The 18,718-nt window shown below is 74.2% G+C and carries 14 protein-coding genes; 9 read left to right on the forward strand and 5 right to left on the reverse strand.

Translation table 11 applies throughout. The features are described 5' to 3' along the window. Positions 1 to 2,233 precede the first annotated feature (2,233 nt). Complete coding sequence (locus ABD52_RS20960; RefSeq protein WP_047892939.1) at positions 2,234 to 4,099, forward strand: WG repeat-containing protein; 1,866 nt, start codon at positions 2,234 to 2,236, stop codon at positions 4,097 to 4,099. An 81-nt stretch (positions 4,100 to 4,180) separates the two neighbouring features. Here the strand turns inward: ABD52_RS20960 and ABD52_RS20965 are convergent, their stop codons facing one another. Then, entirely contained in the window at positions 4,181 to 4,660 is a 480-nt protein-coding gene (locus ABD52_RS20965) for a cupin domain-containing protein (protein WP_013287719.1), read from the reverse strand. Between the two features lie 80 nt (positions 4,661 to 4,740). Here ABD52_RS20965 and ABD52_RS20970 point away from each other — a divergent pair, with 80 nt between their 5' ends. Together ABD52_RS20970 and ABD52_RS20975 are read left to right on the forward strand one after the other, a co-directional pair. After that, complete coding sequence (locus tag ABD52_RS20970; RefSeq protein ID WP_013287720.1) at positions 4,741 to 5,400, forward strand: TetR/AcrR family transcriptional regulator; 660 nt, start codon at positions 4,741 to 4,743, stop codon at positions 5,398 to 5,400. 44 nt (positions 5,401 to 5,444) lie between these two features. Continuing rightward, a complete protein-coding gene (locus ABD52_RS20975; protein WP_013287721.1) occupies positions 5,445 to 6,443 on the forward strand; it encodes an aldo/keto reductase family protein in 999 nt (332 codons plus the stop codon). A gap of 52 nt (positions 6,444 to 6,495) precedes the next feature. On the opposite strand, the gene ABD52_RS20980 is transcribed toward ABD52_RS20975, so the two are convergent. Both ABD52_RS20980 and ABD52_RS20985 read right to left on the reverse strand, forming a co-directional pair. Further along, positions 6,496 to 7,290 carry a site-2 protease family protein gene (locus ABD52_RS20980; RefSeq protein WP_013475714.1) on the reverse strand — a complete coding sequence of 265 codons (795 nt, stop codon included), beginning with the start codon at positions 7,288 to 7,290 and terminating at the stop codon, positions 6,496 to 6,498. Then, positions 7,287 to 7,487 (reverse strand): hypothetical protein, encoded by a 201-nt coding sequence (locus ABD52_RS20985; protein WP_013287723.1) that lies wholly within the window; start codon positions 7,485 to 7,487, stop codon positions 7,287 to 7,289. Before ABD52_RS20985 ends, ABD52_RS20980 begins: the two co-directional genes overlap by 4 nt. Positions 7,488 to 7,756: 269 nt before the next feature. Here ABD52_RS20985 and ABD52_RS20990 point away from each other — a divergent pair, with 269 nt between their 5' ends. The 3 genes from ABD52_RS20990 to ABD52_RS21000 all read left to right on the forward strand — a co-directional run bounded on the left by ABD52_RS20990 (position 7,757) and on the right by ABD52_RS21000 (position 11,912). Next, positions 7,757 to 9,796: a bifunctional adenosylcobinamide kinase/adenosylcobinamide-phosphate guanylyltransferase gene (locus tag ABD52_RS20990; protein ID WP_047892930.1), complete on the forward strand. Its 2,040-nt coding sequence runs from the start codon at positions 7,757 to 7,759 to the stop codon at positions 9,794 to 9,796. Further along, positions 9,786 to 10,559 (forward strand): adenosylcobinamide-GDP ribazoletransferase, encoded by a 774-nt coding sequence (gene cobS, locus ABD52_RS20995; protein ID WP_047892931.1) that lies wholly within the window; start codon positions 9,786 to 9,788, stop codon positions 10,557 to 10,559. The genes ABD52_RS20990 and cobS overlap by 11 nt, the downstream gene beginning before the upstream one ends. 63 nt (positions 10,560 to 10,622) lie before the next feature. Then, entirely contained in the window at positions 10,623 to 11,912 is a 1,290-nt protein-coding gene (locus tag ABD52_RS21000) for a DUF2314 domain-containing protein (protein WP_047892932.1), read from the forward strand. A 10-nt stretch (positions 11,913 to 11,922) separates the two neighbouring features. Here the strand turns inward: ABD52_RS21000 and gcvT are convergent, their stop codons facing one another. Next, a complete protein-coding gene (gene gcvT, locus ABD52_RS21005) occupies positions 11,923 to 13,047 on the reverse strand; it encodes a glycine cleavage system aminomethyltransferase GcvT (RefSeq protein ID WP_030273057.1) in 1,125 nt (374 codons plus the stop codon). A 166-nt stretch (positions 13,048 to 13,213) separates the two neighbouring features. On the opposite strand from gcvT, the gene ABD52_RS21010 reads away from it, so the two are divergent. After that, a complete protein-coding gene (locus tag ABD52_RS21010) occupies positions 13,214 to 14,782 on the forward strand; it encodes a leucyl aminopeptidase (RefSeq protein WP_047892933.1) in 1,569 nt (522 codons plus the stop codon). Between the two features lie 74 nt (positions 14,783 to 14,856). Here the strand turns inward: ABD52_RS21010 and ABD52_RS21015 are convergent, their stop codons facing one another. Further along, entirely contained in the window at positions 14,857 to 15,186 is a 330-nt protein-coding gene (locus ABD52_RS21015; RefSeq protein WP_013287729.1) for a hypothetical protein, read from the reverse strand. 179 nt (positions 15,187 to 15,365) lie between these two features. Between ABD52_RS21015 and lpdA the strand changes: the two genes are divergently transcribed. Continuing rightward, complete coding sequence (gene lpdA, locus ABD52_RS21020) at positions 15,366 to 16,757, forward strand: dihydrolipoyl dehydrogenase (protein ID WP_047892934.1); 1,392 nt, start codon at positions 15,366 to 15,368, stop codon at positions 16,755 to 16,757. A gap of 66 nt (positions 16,758 to 16,823) precedes the next feature. After that, positions 16,824 to 18,665: a 2-oxoglutarate dehydrogenase, E2 component, dihydrolipoamide succinyltransferase gene (gene sucB, locus ABD52_RS21025; RefSeq protein ID WP_013475707.1), complete on the forward strand. Its 1,842-nt coding sequence runs from the start codon at positions 16,824 to 16,826 to the stop codon at positions 18,663 to 18,665. Positions 18,666 to 18,718 lie beyond the last annotated feature (53 nt).

Below are 18,718 nucleotides of genomic sequence, written 5' to 3' on the forward strand. Positions count from 1 at the left end.
CCCCGACGCCGCCCCGACGCGCCCGGAAGCCGGTCGAGCGCAGCCGGAGCAGGACCGTCGCCGGCCGGACGAGGTCGCCGCGCGTTCCGACGATTCCCGGACGGCGCGGCCGGACGAGCGCCGGACGCCGCCGGACGCACCGGGGACGACGCGGCCTGGGCGATGGCCCGATGCTCATCCGGTCCGCGGCGCCGAGGGCAGGAGCACGGCCCCGGCCGGGTCGGCCGGGCACCCGCGCCCCGACGACCGTCCCCGCCCTGTCCCGGCGGTGCCGGATCCGCTGTCGACACCGCGCACGCCCGCGCACTCCGGTGACGGCTCGCCGTCGACCGGCCAGGCCCCGCTGCGGCCCGTGCCACCAGCTGGTACGGACGAGCAGCACCGGATGCCGGCGCCGGGTCGGTACGAGGCGACCCGTCCGCCGGTGACCGAGCCCGGCCGACGCGTCGTCGACGGTGCTTCCGCACCGGCCGTTCCCGTCCGAGACGAGCCCGGTGCGTCCGTCTCGGGTGCGCCCGCCTCGGGTGCGCCCGTTTCCGGCGCACCGGTCTCCGGCGGGGTCACTCCCCCTGCGCCGGCTGTCGGCACGCCCAGAGGCGATGCGCAGGCTCCGACCGGCACGGGACGAGCGGAGCCCGTCCACCCCACGCCGCCGCATGGGCGGACCGAGGAACGTCAAGAGCCTCCTTCGGCCGGTCCCGTCCAGCCGACCGAGGCCGCGCCGACTCGTCCCGCTCCGCCCACCTATCCGGGCCCTGCCCCGGCCCGGCCGACCACGCCACCACCGGTCGTCCCGGCGATGGGCCCTGCCAGCCCGGAAGCACAGGCGGCTCGGCCCACGACCGGCACGGGCAGTCGTCCCGCTCCGCACACGGACGCCAACCGTCTCGAAGCCGACGCCGGAGCGACCCCCGAAGTAGGCATCCGACCCGCGCCGGGCACGGGCACGGGCACGAGCACGAGCACGGGCACGAGCACGAGCACGAGCACGGATACGGGCACGGGCACGGGCACCGGCACCGGCACCGGCACCGGCACCGGCACCGGCACCACGGGCACGAGCGCGGGCGCGGGCGCGGGCACCAACGGTCCCGGATCCGGCGCGTACTCCGGAGCGACGCCCGGCACGAGCACCCGTGCGGTCCCGGGCGTGGACGCCGATCGCCCCGTAGCCGACCCGCGTCCCCGGACCACGCCCGGCACCCCGATCACGCCGAGCACGGACGCCGACCGTCCGGTGGTCGACGCGCACGCCGGGACGGCGTCCCGGACCGCCGCCCACGCCACGCCGACCACCGGCCGGCCGCAGGCCGATGCGGACGTCCCAGCAGAGGAGGGCGGCCGGGGAGCCGACGCAGGCATGCGGCCCGAGTCCCGCTCGGACGGAAGCCGGCCCGATGCCGGAGTGGACGTCCAAGCTGTGTCCGGGGCGAACATCGTCCGTCCGGAAGCCGACACGGACACCCGGCCCACACAGGGCACGGAACGCCTCGGAGCCGGCACTCCCTCTGACCGGAGCGACATGCCGTCGGAGAACGGCCCACCGGCGGAGACGACGCCTCCACCGTCCCCCGGCGCCGAGGCGTGGTTCCGCCCGAACCAGCCCGCGGAAGCCCCGAAACCGCCGGAGATCTTGGACGATTTCGGCCCCTCTGGGGGCCCTTTCGTACCAAGATCTCTACCCGGCCAGGACTCGATCGCACCGTCGGGTGGCGAGCGCAGTGGGGTGCAGTCCGTCGAGACGCCGACGGCATCCCTCGGCGCGCCAACGCTGGGCACGCACCCGACCGTTGACGACGGGTCTCCAGCGGTGGCGGAGGCTTCGGAATCGGCGGCGAAGGGGCCGGAAGCCGCAACGACCACAGTGGAGACGAACGCAGCGGACGCGAGGAAGGCGCCGGAACTCGATGCCGCGGTGCCGCCAGGCGCTGCCGTGCTCGCCGTGCCCGGTGCGAGCGGCGGTCCAGCACCGGCGTCCACTGCCGATGCGAACGCACCCGCACCCGCACCCACCAGCACCAGCACCAGCACCAGCACCAGCACCAGCACCAGCACCAGCACCAGCACCAGCACCAGCAAACCCGCGGGCACCCTCGACGCACCGCCGGCACCCACACCCGCACCGGCACCGGCACCGGCACCGGCACCTATCGTCACCGCCTCCGCCGTGGACGCGTCGACCGTCGGCGCATCGGTCGATGCCGCAACGACCACCGACGCACCGGCCGCACCCGTGCACGCGCCGATCACCCCGCCGCCGGCCGAGCCGACGACGGCGGACACCAGCGTTCCCGTACCCGACGGTCCGCGCGCCGAGCCCGAGCCGCACGGCGCGATGGCTGCCGCACCCGAGCGGCTCAGCCCTGCGCCGGAGCGCACTCCGAACGATGTCGCCGCCTCCGGCACCACCGAGACCCGGCAGGACGACGCGGCACCGGAGAGCACTGCCGACGAGACGACGCGCGAGATCGTCGCCGACGGCACAGCCCAGGGACCAGCGGCGGCCGACGGCACCGGCCACTCCGCGCCCACACCGTCCACCTCGGAGCCGGTCGACACGGCCGCTGATACGGACGCCACCGTTGCCGCACCCGCGCAACAGGCGCAGGCCGACGACGCCGAACCGACCCCGACAAGCACCGAGCACGACGCCGACCACGCCGGCAGCGCCGAGCACACCAACAGCACCGAGCACGCCGACGCCGACGCCGCGCAGGATCGGCGTACCCCCGAAGAAGCCGGAACCGACGACGGCGCCGAACCTGCGGCGGACGCCGAGCCGCCGCCTCCTGTCGACCCGGAGCAGGCCCTCGCCGCGGTCGGCTGGGAGCTGGATCCGCGTACGCTGCGCGAGCAGGCCCCCGACCCGGCCCAGTTGCGGGTCATCCGGGACGGGCTCACCGGCAAGCTGGACACCACGCTCGACAACCGCAGCCGGGCCCGGCTGCTCAGCCTGCGCGCGGTGGCGTCCCGGGTCCTCGGTGACCTGGACGACGCGCTCGGGGACGCGCGGCTGGCCGTCACGTACGCGGAGGCCACCGGCGAGTTCCGGCGGACCGCGCTGGCCCGCGCGCGTCTCGCCGAGGCGCTGCGGTGGCGGGGTGACCACGCGGAGGCGGACCGGCTCTTCGCGGAGGCGAACTCGCCGGAGCTGCCGGACCGGCTGCGTGCGCTGCTGCACGAGCACGCCGGGCGGTGCTGCTACGACCAGGGCCGGCTGACCGAGGCGTGCCTGCACTTCGAGCGGGCGCTGGACCTGCGTCACGGCGAGGACGCGCAGCTCAACGCCCGGGTCGAGGTCGCGCTGGACGCGGTCGTGGAGCGGGCCGCCGCCGACGGCTTCGGGCCCGCGCCGCGCCGGCCCGAGGAGGTGCTCGGCACGCCGCGTCCGCCGGTGGCGACGTTCGACGAGGAGCAAGAGCTCTGGGGGTACGCGGACGCCGACGGCGAGATGGTCATCGCGCACCGGTACGCCGAGGCGCAGCCGTTCCACGAGGGTATGGCCTGGGTACGCCGGCCGGAGGCGTCCCGGTGGGCGCTCATCGACACGTCCGGCGCGGCGCTGATCGAGGCGAACAACGGCTACCGGGCGGTGGTGCCCTTCTCGGAAGGGCTGTCCTGGGTGTCGATGGACGGCAAGGGCCGGTGGATGGCCGTCGACCGGATGAACATCGTGAAGATCCCGCCCGGGTACGAGGAGGCCAGGCCGTTCCGCAACGGCCTGGCGGCGGTACGGCAGAACGGCGGCTGGGGCGCGGTGGACCTGACCGGCGAGGTGGTGGTGCCGACCCGGTACCACCGTCTCGGCACGCCGCTCGCGGACGGTCGCGAGGTCGACGGGTTCACCGCCGACGGACTGGCGGTGGTCGAGCTGGCCGGTCGCCGGGGCGTGGTGGACCGGGCCGGCCGGGTGGTGGTGCCACCGGCGTACCCGACGGTGGTGGTGCATCCGGTGGCGTTCCTGGTCACCACCGAGTCGGGCCGGTGGGGCGCGCTGGACCGGCGCGGCGAGCCGCTCATCGACCCGGTGCATCCGGGGCGCGCGGCGGTGGTCGCGGAGATCGACCGGCTGCTCGCCGACGCCAGCCCGGTGCTCTGACCCGCGCCCGGCACGCCACCTCGAGCGGCGGCGACCCGGCCCGTCAGCGTCTGGCAGCCCCGGCGACCCCGGCTCGGCCGCTCACGCCGTCGGCGGAGGGCCCAGCAGTTCGATGCCGTTGCGGGCTGCGGCGTGCCCGAGCGCTGCCGGGTCGATCGGCGCAGGGTCGGGCAGCCGGCGGTGCGGAGCCGGTACGCCTGCTTCCGCGGCGAACCGCTCGAACCCGGCCGGGGTGGTGATCTGGAGCGCGCGCAACGGCTCGTCCGGGCCGACCACGAACGTGTGCGCCAGGCCCACCGGCAGCAGGACGAAGTCACCGGGACCGGCGGTGAGCGTCTCGCCGTCGCAGTGGAATCGGGCGGTGCCGGAGAGCAGGTAGAACATCTCGTCCTCGACCTGATGGCGGTGCAGGGGCGGGGCGAAGCCCGGCGGGTTCACGAACTCGGCGACGGTGAGGCGGTCCCGGGTGTGCCGGCCACCGGCCTTCAACGTGCACAGGTTGCCGAGGAACCAGTACGCCTCGCCGTCGTCGGGGCCGAGCAGGTAGGGGCGGACGGACATGGGTGGCCTCCGATTTCAGTGAACGCGGGAACATTCGATAGCCAGGAGTCTAGTGAATAGATTGTTAGTATCGCGAGGTCATGGCTGGAGTCAAGGACGGCAAGTCGACGCGCCCCTACCGCTCGGCGGTGCGCGAGGAGAGCGCCCGGCGTACCCGTCAGGCGGTCGTGCGGGCGGCGACCGACCTGTTCGTGACGCGCGGCTACGCGGCGACGTCACTGGCCGACGTGGCCGCCGAGGCGGGCGTCGCCCGGCCCACAGTGTTCGCCGCATTCGGCTCCAAGGCCGCCCTGCTGCGCCAGGTGCTCGACGAGGCGCTCGCCGGCGACGACGAGCCGGTGCCGGTGGCGCGCCGCCCCTGGTTCCAGCCGGTCTGGGAGGCGTCCGACCAGGGCGCGGTGCTCGACGCGTACGCCGGGGTCTGCACGCTGATCGGCCACCGCGCGGCCGGCGCCTTCGAGACGGTCCGCCGCGCGGCGGACGAGGCGCCCGAGGTGGCCGAACTGTGGGAGACGCTGCTGCGCAACCGCCGCGCGGGCGCCGCCATGGTGGTCGACCGGCTGCTCACCCTGGACGGCCCGCTCCGGCCGGACGCGGGCACCGACCGCGCGGTCGACGCGCTGTGGTTCTACAACGACCCGGCGCACTACGCGGCGCTGGTGCAGCGGTGCGGGTGGACGGAGGAGAGTTTCCGGCAGTGGCTCGCCGTCCGGATGCGCGACGCGCTGCTGGGGGCGTGAACGCCGGACGGCGTCCGCGACCGGGCGGGTCTAGGGTCGGGAGCATGGAATTCCGTCACCTGGGCCGCTCCGGCCTGATGGTCAGCGAGATCTCGTACGGCAACTGGATCACCCACGGCTCGCAGGTCGAGGAGGACGCGGCGGTCGCGTGCGTCCGCGCCGCGATCGACAGCGGCATCACCACCTTCGACACCGCCGACGTGTACGCGGGCACCCGCGCCGAGTCGGTGCTCGGCCGCGCGCTCAAGGGCGAGCGTCGCGAAGGGCTGGAGATCTTCACGAAGGTCTACTGGCCGACCGGTCCCGGTCGCAACGACAGGGGTCTGTCCCGCAAGCACATCATGGAGTCGATCGACGGCTCGCTGCGCCGCCTCCAGACCGACCACGTGGACCTGTACCAGGCCCACCGCTACGACTACAGCACTCCGCTGGAGGAGACGATGGAGGCCTTCGCCGACGTCGTACGCTCCGGCAAGGCGCACTACATCGGCGTCTCCGAGTGGAAGGCGTCCCAGCTGCGCGAGGCGCACGCGCTCGCCCGTGAGCTGCGCATCCCGCTGATCTCGAACCAGCCGCAGTACTCGATGCTGTGGCGGGTCATCGAGACCGAGGTGATCCCCACCAGCGAGGAGCTGGGCATCGGCCAGATCGTCTGGTCGCCGATGGCCCAGGGTGTGCTGTCCGGCAAGTACCTGCCGGGTCAGCCGCCGCCCGCGGGCTCCCGCGCCACCGACGAGAAGTCCGGTGCCGGGTTCATCGCCCGGTTCATGACCGACGACGTGCTCACCCGCGTGCAGCGGCTCAAGCCGCTGGCCGAGCAGGCCGGGCTGACCATGCCGCAGCTCGCCGTCGCCTGGGTGCTCCAGAATCCGAACGTCTCCTCGGCGATCGTCGGCGCGTCCCGGCCGGAGCAGGTGCACGACAACGTGAAGGCGGCGGGCGTGAAGCTCGACGCCGACCTGCTCAAGGCGATCGACGAGATCGTCGAGCCGGTCACCGAGCGGGATCCGGCGAAGACCGAGAGCCCGGCTCAGCGCCCGTGACGTCGCGTCGTTCCCGGGCCGGCTCGGACCGGCCCGGGAACGACCGGGCCGGCTACTCCCAGAAGCGGATCAGGGCGTAGCCGATCTGGTACAGCTCGCGCGGCAGGCCGAGCGCGTCGCCGACGGCGAAGACCGCGCCGAAGAACACCCGGTTGATCTGCGGGCTCCACAGCAGCGCGAAGAGCAGAATGAAGCCGTACGGGGCGAACAGGTCGTACATCCGCCGGTAGGCGGGGCTGAGCCAGGGCTGGAGCATGTTGCCGCCGTCCAGGCCCGGCACCGGCAGCAGGTTGAGCACGCTGGCGGTGAGCTGGAGGAACGCGAGCAGCCCGACGCCGGCCCAGAACTCCAGCGGCCCGCCCAGTTCCGGCCCCCATGCCACCGCCGCGACCAGCACCAGCGTGAACAGCACGTTGGTGGCCGGCCCGGCCAGGCTGACCAGCGTGTGCCGCAGCCGGCCGGGGATCGCGTGCCGGTCCACCCAGACCGCGCCGCCGGGCAGGCCGATGCCGCCGAGCAGCACCACGACCACCGGCAGCACGATCGACAGCAGTGGGCTGGTGTACTTCAGCGGGTTGAGCGTGAGGTAACCCCGATGTGCGATGTCCCGGTCACCGGACCGGTACGCGACCACGGCGTGCGCGTACTCGTGCAGGCACAGCGAGACCAGCCAGCCCGAGACGACGAAGAGGAACACGTCGAAGCCGACGTTGCCGTACCGGTTCCAGGTCATCACCCCGGAGGCGACGAAGAGTGCCACCAGGGCCAGGAAGATCGGGCTGGGCCGGAACGCCGCCCGGGGCACGCCGAGGATCAGCGGCTCGCCCGGGCGGTCGTAGCCCGTCATTCGGCCGGGGGTTGCAGGCTCATCCGGTAGTCCACCCGGTCGTCCTCGACCAGCACGACTGTGGTGACGCCGGATGCCGCGAGCTCCCGCCAGGCCTGGCCGATCCACGACTCGGCGTCCGCCTGGCTCGGGAACGACTCGGCCGGCCCGTCGGCCGCGTCGCCGTTCGTGCCCTCGTACCGCCAGCTCCACGCCATGCCGCGTCTCCCCTCGCCGCCGTCGTCCCGTGGGACGCCAAACCTCCGCAAGCCTAGTCGGCCCCGCCGACGACGGCCCGCCACCACATGGATCATGCCCACCCCCACCGCCGGGCCGCACCCGCGATCTTGCGGTTTCCGCCCCGACAGAGCGGTCATTCCCGGCATCCCGGGGGCCACAAGTGCAAGATCAGCGCCGCGAGAGGGCGGGGCGCGGGCGGGGAGGGGCGAGCTGCCCGGAACGCGGGCGGGCGAACTAAGGTACGGGCATGTCCGTTGACGGGTGGCACACCCTCCTGGTGCTCGGCGGTATCCGCTCCGGCAAGTCCGAGTTCGCCGAGTCTCTGGTCGCCGACGCGCCCACGGTCCGGTACGTGGCCACCGCCCCGGCCGGGGATCCGGAGGACACCGAGTGGGCGACCCGCCTCGCGGCGCACCGCGCCCGCCGCCCGGGGAGCTGGAGCACCGAGGAGACCGCGGCGGATCCGGGCCGGCTGGTCGAGGTGATCGCCGCCGCCGGGCCGAACGAGACGCTTCTCGTGGACGACCTGGGCGGCTGGGTGACGGTGCTGCTCGACCCGGCCCACCAGCCGGCCGACGACACCGCGACGATCGCCGAGCTGGCAGCGGCGGTGCGCTCCAGCACGGCCCGGCTGGTGCTGGTGAGCCCCGAGGTGGGCCTGTCCCTGGTGCCCACCACGCCCCTGGGCCGGGCGTTCACCGACGCGCTCGGCGCGACCAACCGTGCGGTCGCCGACGCCTGCGACGCGGTCGCGCTCGTGGTGGCCGGTCAGACGGCGTGGCTGAAGCCGGCCGCTTCGGCCCCCGCGCACGCCGTGCCGCCCGCGGCCACGTCGCCCGAGACCGAGCCCGGCCGCGCCGCCGCGCCCCATCACGCGGCGGCCCAGCCCGCAGCGCACCAGACCGCGCCGCACCAGACCGCGCCGCCCCAGGCCGTACCGGCCGACCTCGGGGCCGGGGACGTGACGCTGCCCGAGGTGCTCACCCCGGCCGCCGCCCCGGTGCCCGCCCCGGCCACATCCGACGAGCCCGGTACGGGCGACTGGGCCGCCCCCACCATGGCGCTGCCGATGATCGCCACCGGCCTGGTCATCCAGCCGGGCATGGAACTGCCGATGCCCGACGACTACACCGGACCGCAGGCGGTCGACCGGCTCGCCACCCTCGACATCCCCGGTGCCGGTCTCGGCGTGCTGGAGCAGGTGGTCGGCTTCGCGGCCGCCACCCAGGGCACCTCGACGCCGCGTCCGTGGGACTCGGTGCGCGTCCTGCTGATCCAGGGCGACCACGAGGGCGGCGCGTCGGCCGGCGCGACGCCCGGTGAGTCGGCGCGCCGCGCCCGGCAGGCCCGCGCCGGCCGGGGCGCGCTGGCCCGGCTCGCCGCCGAGAACCGGGCCGGCCTGCAGATCGTCGAGGCGCCCGTCGCGGCGCCGATGGAGGACGGCCCGGCCCTGTCCGCCGACGAGGTCGAGGCGGCGCTGCGCTACGGCTGGCGGCTCGCCGAGCAGGCCGCCGACGCGGGAGTGCAGCTGCTGGTGCTCGCCGCGTGCGGTGCGGGGGCCGAGGCCGCCGCCGCAGCGGTGCTCGCGGCCACCGCTGGCGCGGAGCCGCCGACGGTGCTCGGCCGGGTGGTCACCGAGCAGGGCGAGATCGACGACACCGCCTGGATGGTCCGCTGCGCGGCGGTGCGGGACGCGCTGCACCGCACCCGGCGCTCCGCCCGGGAGGCCAAGGACGTCCTGGCCGAGCTGGGCGGCGGCGACATCGCGCTGGCCACCGGCGTACTGCTGGGCGCCACCGCCCGCAAGGTGCCGGTGCTGCTGGACGGGCCGGTCGGCACCGCCGCCGCCATGGTCAGCCGCGACCTGGCCGGGCAGGCCCGGCACTGGTGCCTGCTGCCCGACCACGGCGGCCGTCCGGGTGTACGGCTCGCCGCCGACGTGCTCGGTCTGACCCCGCTGGTGGACCTGCGGCTCGACCTGGGCGAGGGGGCGACCGCGCTGGCCGCGCTGCCGCTGCTGCGCTCCGCGTTGACGCTCGCCGCCACGCTGCCGGTGCACCCGTCGCTGGCCGGCCCCGACCACAGCGGCACCGACGACGACAGCGGCACCGACGACACCGCCGGCGACCGCACCGACACCGGCACCGGCACCGGCGACGACGGCAGCGACGACGACCGGACCGGCAGCGGGGCCGAACCGGACTTCGCCGAGCCGGAGCCGGCCGGGCCGGGACCGACCACGATCGGGTCGGACGAGCCGGTCTCCCCCGGCCGACGTGCCGACTGAGGCGCGGCTCGCCGACGGCATCCGGCTGGCGCTCACCACGTTCACCACCCTCCCGGTACGCGCCGGACGGGTCGACCGGGCCGCCGCGGGCATCGCGATGGCGCTCGCGCCGCTGGTCGGGGCGCTGCTCGGCGCCGTACTCGGCGGGGTGCTGCTGCTCACCGGCGCGCTCGCGCCACCGCTCGTCGCCGCGGTGGTCACAGTGGGGCTGGGCGCGCTGCTCACCCGGGGCCTGCACCTGGACGGGCTGGCCGACACCGTCGACGCGCTCGGCTCGTACCGGCGTGGTCCGGCCGCGCTGGAGATCATGAAGCAGCCGGACGTCGGCCCGTTCGGGGTGGTCGCGCTCGTGGTCGTACTCCTGCTCCAGAGCGCGGTGCTCGCGGAGCTGGCCGGCCGGGGCGCGCTCGCCGCGTTCGCCGCCGTGGTCGCGGCCACCGCGGCCGGGCGGCTGGCCGTCGGCCTGGCCTGCCGGCGCGGCGTGCCGGCGGCCCGGCCCGAGGGCCTGGGCGCGCTCGTCGCCGGCACTGTCGGGTGGACCGCGCTGACGCTCGGCGCGGTCGCCGTCGCGCTGGCGGCGGTGCCCGCGGTGCCGGACCGTCCGTGGCAGGGGCCGCTCGCCGTCCTCGCCGCGCTCGCCGTCGCGGCCGGGCTGCTGCGGCACCTGGTACGCCGCTTCGGCGGCATCACCGGCGACGTGCTCGGAGCGCTCGTGGAGATCGTCACCACGCTGTCCTACCTGGGACTGGTGCTGACCGGCTGAGCGTCACCGGTCCGGGCGGGTAGCGTTCGGGGCGAGTGCACCGGCGCGGTCGAGGGGGACGGCATGCTCATCACGGACGACTTCCTGCCGGTACCGGTGCCCGAGTCGCTCGACGCGACGTACCTGGTACCGATCACCGGGCTGCCCAAGGTGAGCCCGAAGACAGCCGTGGAAGGGCTGGCCGGCCGGCTCTCCGAGCCGGTGCACGGGCTGGCCAAGCAGATGCTCGACAGTCCGCTGATGACCGTGGACACCCGCACCGTGGACGAGTTCCCCGAGCTGCCGCCGGACCTGCTCACCGCGTTCGGCGCCACCGAGGAGCAGCTGGCCCGGCTGGCCGCCGCCACCCACCTCGTGGTGGTGCAGGCCGAGTACCGGCCGGGCTGGCCGCCCGCGCACGAGTGGGCCGCCCGCGCCGTGGCCGCGGCGGTGGCCGAGACGGTCGGCGGGGACGTGGTGGACGTCTTCGGGCTCCAGTTCCTCGACCCGGCGGCGGCGCTGCGCTCGCTGCCCGACGAGCAGGGCCGGATCCGGCTCGTCGACTGGGTGCTGGTGCCCTACTCCTCGGATTCCGACGGGCTCTGGTTCACCACCAAGGGACTGCGCCGGTTCGGGCTGCTGGAGTTGCAGGCCCAGGGCGTACCGGACCACCTGACCCGGGCGTGGGGCGCGGTGATGACCGGCGCGGCCCGGCGGCTGCTGCGGGACTGGACCGACGGGCTGGCAGGCGAGGAGGTGCCGGCGTTCGTGCAGCTTCCGGTGCTGGCCACGGTGACCGGGCACGACATCGCCGTGGCGTACGGCAATCCGGAGCAGCACGGCGCGACCGCGCCGGTGCTGCTGCGGCTGGAGCTGGACCCGGCCACCGACCCGGACGCCGACTCGTTCCTCAGCCTCAACCCGCCGCCCGGGCATCCGGGTCCGCCCGGCCGCTACTTCGCCGCCGCCTGCGCGACGCTGTTCAACGGCATCCAGCCGGACGTGCGCTACACCCGCACCGGGGACGCGATGAGCCGCGCGGTGGAGACCGCCCGGGAGGCGCTCGGCGACATCCGGGCCCGGTTCCTGGCCGGGCGGCTGCCCGAGGAGAGCCAGCTCGTGGTCAAGTACGGCCTGCCCGGCGACGACGGCCCCGAGTACGTCTGGGCCGGAGTGACCTCGTGGGACACCCCGGAACGGATCGTCGGCGCCAGCGCCAGCGACGCCAACACCGACCCGAGCGTGCGGATCGGCTCGCCGGTGGTGGTGGAGACGTCGGACGTGGTCGACTGGGCCGTGCTGGACGGCACCGGCGTGCTGGAGGGCGGCTGGACGCAGGCAGTCCTCGACGCCGGGGAGCGCGGCGAGGACTGACCCGCGCGGCTCAGCGCACCGAGGGCTTGACGAACGGCGGCCTGGTCAGGCGCATCCGGGCACGGCGGCCCCGGATGTCCACCTCCAGCTCGTCGCCGTCGGCCAGCTTCGGGTCGGTGTCGACCAGCGCCAGCGCGACGCCGTGCTTGAGCGTCGGGCTGAACGTGCCGCTGGTGACGGTGCCGACCTGCCGGTCGCCCGCGTACACGGCCATGCCGGGGCGCGGGATGGCCCGGTCGACGGCGGTGAGGCCGCGCAGCGTACGGGCCGGGCCGGCGGCCTTCTCGGCGCGCAGCGCGTCGCGGCCCCAGAACGCCGGCTTGTCCCAGCCGACCGCCCAGCCGGAGCGGCCCTGCACCGGGGTGATCTCCGGGGACAGGTCCTGCCCGTGCAGCGGGTAGCCCATCTCGGTGCGCAGCGTGTCCCGGGCGGCCAGGCCGCAGGCGCGTACGTCGTCTGCGGCGGCGAAGAGCGCGTCCCAGACGGCGACCGCGTGCTCGGACGCCACGACCAGCTCGTAGCCCAGCTCGCCGGTGTAGCCGGTGCGGCACACGGTCAGCTCCACCCCGTCGAGCGTGGCGGTGGAGAAGCTCATGTAGTCGTGCCCGGTGGGCAGGCCGAGCGCGCCCAGCAGCTCAGCCGAGCGCGGTCCCTGCACGGCGAGCACCGCGTACGCCTCGTGTTCGTCGGTGACTGTGACGCCGGCGGGCGCGGCGGCGCGCAGGCGGCGGGCCACCTCGGCGGTGTTGGCCGCGTTGGGCACCAGGAAGACGTGGTCGTCGGCGTGCAGGTAGGCGATGATGTCGTCCACCACGCCGCCGGTGGCGTCGTCGCAGCAGAGCGTGTACTGCGCCTGGCCGGGTGTGATCCGGCCGAGGTCGTTGGTGAGGCAGGCGTTGACGAAGTCCGCCGCGCCCGGCCCGGTGACCCGGATCTTGCCCAGGTGCGAGACGTCGAACACGCCGACGCCCTCGCGGACTGCCGTGTGCTCCTTGAGCACACCGCCACCGGCGTACTCCAGCGGCATCTGCCAGCCCCCGAAGGGGGCGAACTTCGCGCCGAGCGCGGTGTGCCGCTCGTGCAGCGGGGATCGGCGCAGCCGGGTCTCGGCGGCGTCGGAGGTCACCTCGGTCATGGGTGGCAACTTACCGGCCCGGACCGCTGTGGTTAGCATCGGCGGGATCCCGTCGGCACGCATCGGCGGGACAGCCACGCCTCCCGGCGGGTAGGTTGCCGCCGGAGAGACCTTCATCGCCGGTACGCGACGACGCGGCCGGCCCGGCCCGCCCGGAGTAGCTTTCGTGACATCGCCCCGCACCACCCTCAGCCTGGTCGACACCGACCCCGCCGAACTCGCCGTCGACGCGATCGTGATCGGCGTGCACAGCCAGACCACCGAGCCGGGCAGCGGCGCACCCGCCCACGCCCTGCTGCTGGCCACCGGCGGGGAGAGCATCGCCGCCGCGTTCGACGGAAAGCTGACCGAGACGCTGGCCCTGCTCGGCGCGACCGGTGGCCCGGGCGAGGTGATCAAGCTGGCCACGCTGGGTACCGTGACCGCGCCGCTGGTCGTGGCGGTCGGCCTCGGCCCGGAGCCCTCGGGCGCCGCTCCGGCCCCGGAGTCGCTGCGCCGGGCCGCCGGTGCCGCGGTGCGGGCGCTGGCCGGTGCCCCGCGCGTCGCCCTGGCCCTTCCTCTGCCCGACGACGCCGACGCCCCGGCCGCGCTGCGCGCGGTCGCCGAGGGCGCGCTGCTGGGCGGCTACCGGTTCGCCGGCTACAAGACCAAGCCGCAGCCGGCCCGGCGCGAGCCGGTGGCCGAGGTGCTGGTGGCGGTGCCGGACGCGGCCGACGCGACCGCTCAGGCCGAGATCGCGCGGGCACAGGCGGTGGCCGGTGCGGTGCGGACCAGCCGGGACTGGATCAACACCGCCCCGAACGAGCTGCGTCCCCCGGCGTTCGCCGACGTCGTCTCCGCCGCCGCCCGCGAGGCGGGGCTGGAGGTCGAGGTGCTGGACGAGGCGGCGCTGAAGGCCGGCGGCTACGGCGGCATCCTCGCCGTCGGCCAGGGCTCCGAGGCTCCGCCGCGGCTGGTGAAGCTCACCTACACGCCCGCCGGTGGCGGCAACGGCAAGCGTGTCGCGCTGGTCGGCAAGGGCATCACGTTCGACACCGGCGGCATCTCGATCAAGCCGGCGCAGGGCATGTGGGAGATGAAGTCGGACATGGCCGGCGCGGCGGCGGTCGGCGCGGCCATGCTGGCGGTCGCGGCGCTCAGGCCGTCGGTCACCGTCACCGGCTACCTGCCGATGGCGGAGAACATGCCGTCGGGCACCAGCTACCGGCCGGGCGACGTGATCAGCATGTTCAACGGCAAGAAGGTGGAGGTGCTCAACACCGACGCCGAGGGCCGGATGGTGCTTGCCGACGCGATGGCGCGGGCCTGCGCGGACGGCGCGGACTACCTGTTCGAGACCTCCACGCTGACCGGCGGCCAGGTGATCGCGCTGGGCAAGCGGATCGCCGGTGTGATGGGCACCCCGGAGCTGTGCGAGCGGGTGCGGGTGGCCGGTGACGCGACCGGCGAGCCGGCCTGGCCGATGCCGCTGCCCGACGACGTGCGCAAGGGCATGGAGTCGGACGTCGCGGACATCTCGCAGGTCAACGCCGGGATGGACCGGGCCGGGCACATGCTCCAGGGCGGCGTGTTCCTGCGCGAGTTCGTGACCGACGACGTGGCGTGGGCGCACATCGACATCGCCGGTCCGGGCTACCACTCGGGCGAGGCGACCGGTTACTGGACCAAGGGCGGCACCGGCGTGCCGGTGCGCACGCTCGTGCACCTGGTCGAGGACGTCGCCACCAACGGCTGACGGGTAAGGAAGGGCCCCTTCTTAACGCCTCGCGTTGTAGAAGGGGCCCTTTTTAACACCCGCGCGCAGATAGCTCAGAACAGCTCGGGGCGGCGCTTGCGGCGCTCGTTGTAGTCGCGCATGCGCTGGGGATAGCCCATCAGCCGCACGTCGTAGATCGGGATGGCGATCCGGTGCGCCCAGCGGCGTGCTTCGTCCGGCCCGCCGACACGCCGCCGGGTCCACTCGCCGTCGTCGGCGATCAGCATGATCGTGGTCTCGGTGACCGTCGTACGGGGCTCGATGTACGCCTCGACGCCCTTGCGGGTCCGGACGAAGTTCTCCAGATGGTCCAGATCGGCGCGGTCGGCGGCGCGGTCGCGGCTCGCCGGGGCCGCCCGCTTACGTCGTCGGAACAGCCCCACCGAATCCACTCCTCCCCCAGCGCCGTCATCGAAGACGGTGCCAAGGGTACGTGTCACCGACGTGTCGTTGGGCACCTCGGTACGCGCTCGGTCCGTGGTGGTGACAAGATGACCGAGGTGGGGTGTGCCTGTTACTCCGCCGTAACCCCCGATGCAGTGACGCGACCTGGGAGTTGGATGTGAGCGAGCCGAACGACACGACCTTCGACATCGTCATCCTCGGAGGTGGTAGCGGCGGCTACGCGGCGGCGCTGCGTGCCGCCCAGCTGGACCTCTCCGTCGCCCTCATCGAGAAGAGCAAGCTGGGCGGGACCTGCCTGCACAACGGGTGCATCCCGACCAAGGCGCTGCTGCACGCCGCCGAGATCGCCGACCAGACCCGCGAGTCCGAGCAGTTCGGCGTGAAGGCCGAGCTGGTCGGCATCGACATGAAGGCCGTCAACTCGTACAAGGACGGCGTGATCTCCCGCCTGTACAAGGGCCTCCAGGGCCTGGTGGGCGGCAACAAGAAGATCACCTTCGTGGCGGGCGCCGGCAAGCTGGTCGGCAAGAACGTCGTCGAGGTCGACGGCAAGCGCTACACCGGCCGCAACGTCGTGCTGGCCTCCGGCTCGTACGCCAAGAGCCTGCCCGGCCTGGACGTCGACGGCGAGCGGATCATCACCAGCGACCACGCCCTGACCCTGGACCGCGTCCCGTCGTCGGCGATCGTCCTCGGCGGCGGCGTGATCGGCGTCGAGTTCGCCAGCGTCTGGAAGTCCTTCGGCGTGGACGTGACCATCGTCGAGGCGCTGCCCCGCCTGGTCGCCGCCGAGGACGAGGAGTCGTCGAAGGCGCTGGAGCGGGCGTTCCGCAAGCGGAAGATCAACTTCAAGGTCGGCAAGCCGTTCGAGAAGGTCGAGGAGACCGACAAGGGCGTGAAGCTGACCATTCAGGGCGGCGACACGGTCGAGGCCGAGCTGCTGCTGGTCGCCGTGGGCCGCGGCCCGAACACCGCCGGCCTCGGCTACGAGGAGCAGGGCGTCAAGATGGACCGCGGCTACGTGCTGACCGACGAGCGGCTGCGCACCAGCGTGCCGAACGTCTACGCGGTCGGCGACATCGTGCCCGGCCTGCAGCTCGCGCACCGCGGCTTCCAGCAGGGCATCTTCGTCGCCGAGGAGATCGCCGGGAAGAACCCGGCCGTGATCGACGAGGCCGGCATCCCGCGCGTCACCTACTGCGACCCGGAGCTGGCGTCGGTCGGCCTGACCGAGGCGAAGGCCAAGGAGCAGTACGGCGCCGACAAGATCAAGACCTACAACTACAACCTGGGCGGCAACGGCAAGAGCCAGATCCTCAAGACCGCCGGCCACGTGAAGCTGGTCCGGGTGGACGACGGCCCGGTGGTCGGCGTGCACATGGTCGGCGCCCGGGTCGGTGAGCTGATCGGCGAGGCGCAGCTCATCTACAACTGGGAGGCGTACCCGGCCGAGGTGGCGCAGCTCGTGCACGCCCACCCGACGCAGAACGAGGCTCTGGGCGAGGCGCACCTGGCCCTGGCCGGCAAGCCGCTGCACGCGCACGCCTGACACGACAACCGCGGCGTCCGGCGACGGGCGATGATCCCACCAGGGGAATGAAGGAGTCTGGAGAACATGCCGGTATCGGTCACCATGCCCCGGCTCGGCGAGAGCGTCACCGAGGGCACCGTCACGCGCTGGCTCAAGCAGGAGGGTGACACCGTCGAGGTCGACGAGCCCCTGCTCGAGGTGTCGACCGACAAGGTCGACACCGAGATCCCGTCCCCCGCGGCGGGCGTGCTGAGCCGGATCGTGGTCGGCGAGGACGAGACCGCCGAGGTCGGCAGCGAGCTGGCGGTCATCGCCGGCGAGGGCGAGGACGCGGGCGCGGCTCCCACGGAGAAGGCCGAGCCGGCCACCGAGCCGACGGCCGCCGCCGAGGGCACCGGCCCCGAGCCGGAGCAGGCCCAGGAGGCCGAGGAGGCCGCCGCCGAGCCGGGCGCCGAGGCCGAGCAGCCGGCCGTCGAGGAGCCGGCCGAGCCCGCCGCGCCGTCGGGCGAGGGCACGCCGGTGACCATGCCGGCCCTGGGCGAGAGCGTCACCGAGGGTACTGTCACCCGCTGGCTCAAGCAGGTCGGCGAGACCGTCGAGGTGGACGAGCCGCTGCTGGAGGTCTCCACCGACAAGGTCGACACCGAGATCCCGTCGCCGGTCGCCGGCACGCTGCAGGAGATCAAGGTCGCCGAGGACGAGACCGCCGACGTCGGCGCCGTGCTGGCGATCGTCGGGGTGGCCGGCGCCGCGCCCGCGAAGGCGGAGCCGAAGCCCGAGCCCAAGCCGGAGCCCAAGGCCGAGGCGAAGCCCGAACCGAAGCCGGAGCCGAAGGTCGAGGAGCCCACGCCGGGCGCGTCCTACAACGAGCCGGCCGCCGAGGCGGAGCAGGCCGCGCAGCCGGCCAAGGCCGAGCAGGCGGCCCAGCCGGCCGCGCCGGCCGCCGCGCAGCGCCCGAGCGTTCCGTCCGAGTACGGCGAGGACGCCGCCGGGTACGTGACGCCGCTGGTGCGCAAGCTCGCCGCCGAGCACGGCGTGGACCTGGGCTCGATCAAGGGCACCGGCGTGGGTGGCCGCATCCGCAAGCAGGACGTGCTGGAGGCGGCCGAGAAGGCGAAGGCCGCCAAGCCCGCGCCGGCCGCCGCCGCTGCCCCGTCCGCACCCGCCCCGGCCAAGCCGGCCGCCAAGCCGGAGCCGAGCGCCAAGCGGGGCACCACGGAGAAGCTGCCGCGGATCCGTTCGATCATCGCCAAGCGTCTCCAGCAGTCGCTGCACGAGACGGCGCAGCTGACCACCGTCGTCGAGGTCGACGTCACCAAGGTCGCCAAGCTGCGGGCGCGGGCCAAGGACTCGTTCCAGGCCAAGCACGGCGTGAAGCTGTCCTTCCTGCCGTTCTTCGCGGTGGCCGCGATCGAGGCGCTCCAGACGTACCCGATCATCCAGGCCAGCATGGACCTGGACGGCGGGACGATCACCTACCCGGGCGCCGAGCACCTGGGCATCGCGGTGGACACCGAGCGCGGGCTGCTCACGCCGGTCATCCACAACGCCGGTGACCTGAACATGGGTGGCCTGGCCAAGCGGATCGCCGACCTGGCCGAGCGCACCCGGGCCAACAAGATCACCCCGGACGAGATGGCCGGGGCGACGTTCACGCTCACCAACACCGGCAGCCGGGGCGCGCTGTTCGACACCCCGATCGTGCCGTCGCCGCAGTCGGCGATGCTCGGCACGGGTGCCGTGGTGAAGCGTCCGGTCGTGGTGAACGATGCTGAGCTGGGCGAGGTCGTGGCGATCCGCTCGATGGTCTACCTGGCTCTGTCGTACGACCACCGGCTGATCGACGGCGCCGACGCGGCCCGCTTCCTCACCGCGGTGAAGGAGCGGCTGGAGGGCGGCAACTTCGAGGCCGAGCTGGGTCTGTAGATCCGAGACGGCGAGGGGGCGCGCGGCGACATGCCGCGCGTCCCCTTCCTCGT

It is taken from the genome of Micromonospora sp. RV43 (assembly GCF_001029515.1).
Lineage (GTDB): Bacteria > Actinomycetota > Actinomycetes > Mycobacteriales > Micromonosporaceae > Micromonospora > Micromonospora aurantiaca.

What these genes read in the sequence shown, in the direction of transcription:
- ABD52_RS20965 (WP_013287719.1), bottom strand. Translation starts at nt 4,660, where the DNA reads ATGTCCGTCCGCCCCTACCTGCTCGGCCCCGACGACGGCGAGGCGTAC.
- ABD52_RS20970 (WP_013287720.1), top strand. Translation starts at nt 4,741, where the DNA reads ATGGCTGGAGTCAAGGACGGCAAGTCGACGCGCCCCTACCGCTCGGCG.
- ABD52_RS20975 (WP_013287721.1), top strand. Translation starts at nt 5,445, where the DNA reads ATGGAATTCCGTCACCTGGGCCGCTCCGGCCTGATGGTCAGCGAGATC.
- ABD52_RS20980 (WP_013475714.1), bottom strand. Translation starts at nt 7,290, where the DNA reads ATGACGGGCTACGACCGCCCGGGCGAGCCGCTGATCCTCGGCGTGCCC.
- ABD52_RS20985 (WP_013287723.1), bottom strand. Translation starts at nt 7,487, where the DNA reads ATGGCGTGGAGCTGGCGGTACGAGGGCACGAACGGCGACGCGGCCGAC.
- ABD52_RS20990 (WP_047892930.1), top strand. Translation starts at nt 7,757, where the DNA reads ATGTCCGTTGACGGGTGGCACACCCTCCTGGTGCTCGGCGGTATCCGC.
- ABD52_RS21000 (WP_047892932.1), top strand. Translation starts at nt 10,623, where the DNA reads ATGCTCATCACGGACGACTTCCTGCCGGTACCGGTGCCCGAGTCGCTC.
- gcvT (WP_030273057.1), bottom strand. Translation starts at nt 13,047, where the DNA reads ATGACCGAGGTGACCTCCGACGCCGCCGAGACCCGGCTGCGCCGATCC.
- sucB (WP_013475707.1), top strand. Translation starts at nt 16,824, where the DNA reads ATGCCGGTATCGGTCACCATGCCCCGGCTCGGCGAGAGCGTCACCGAG.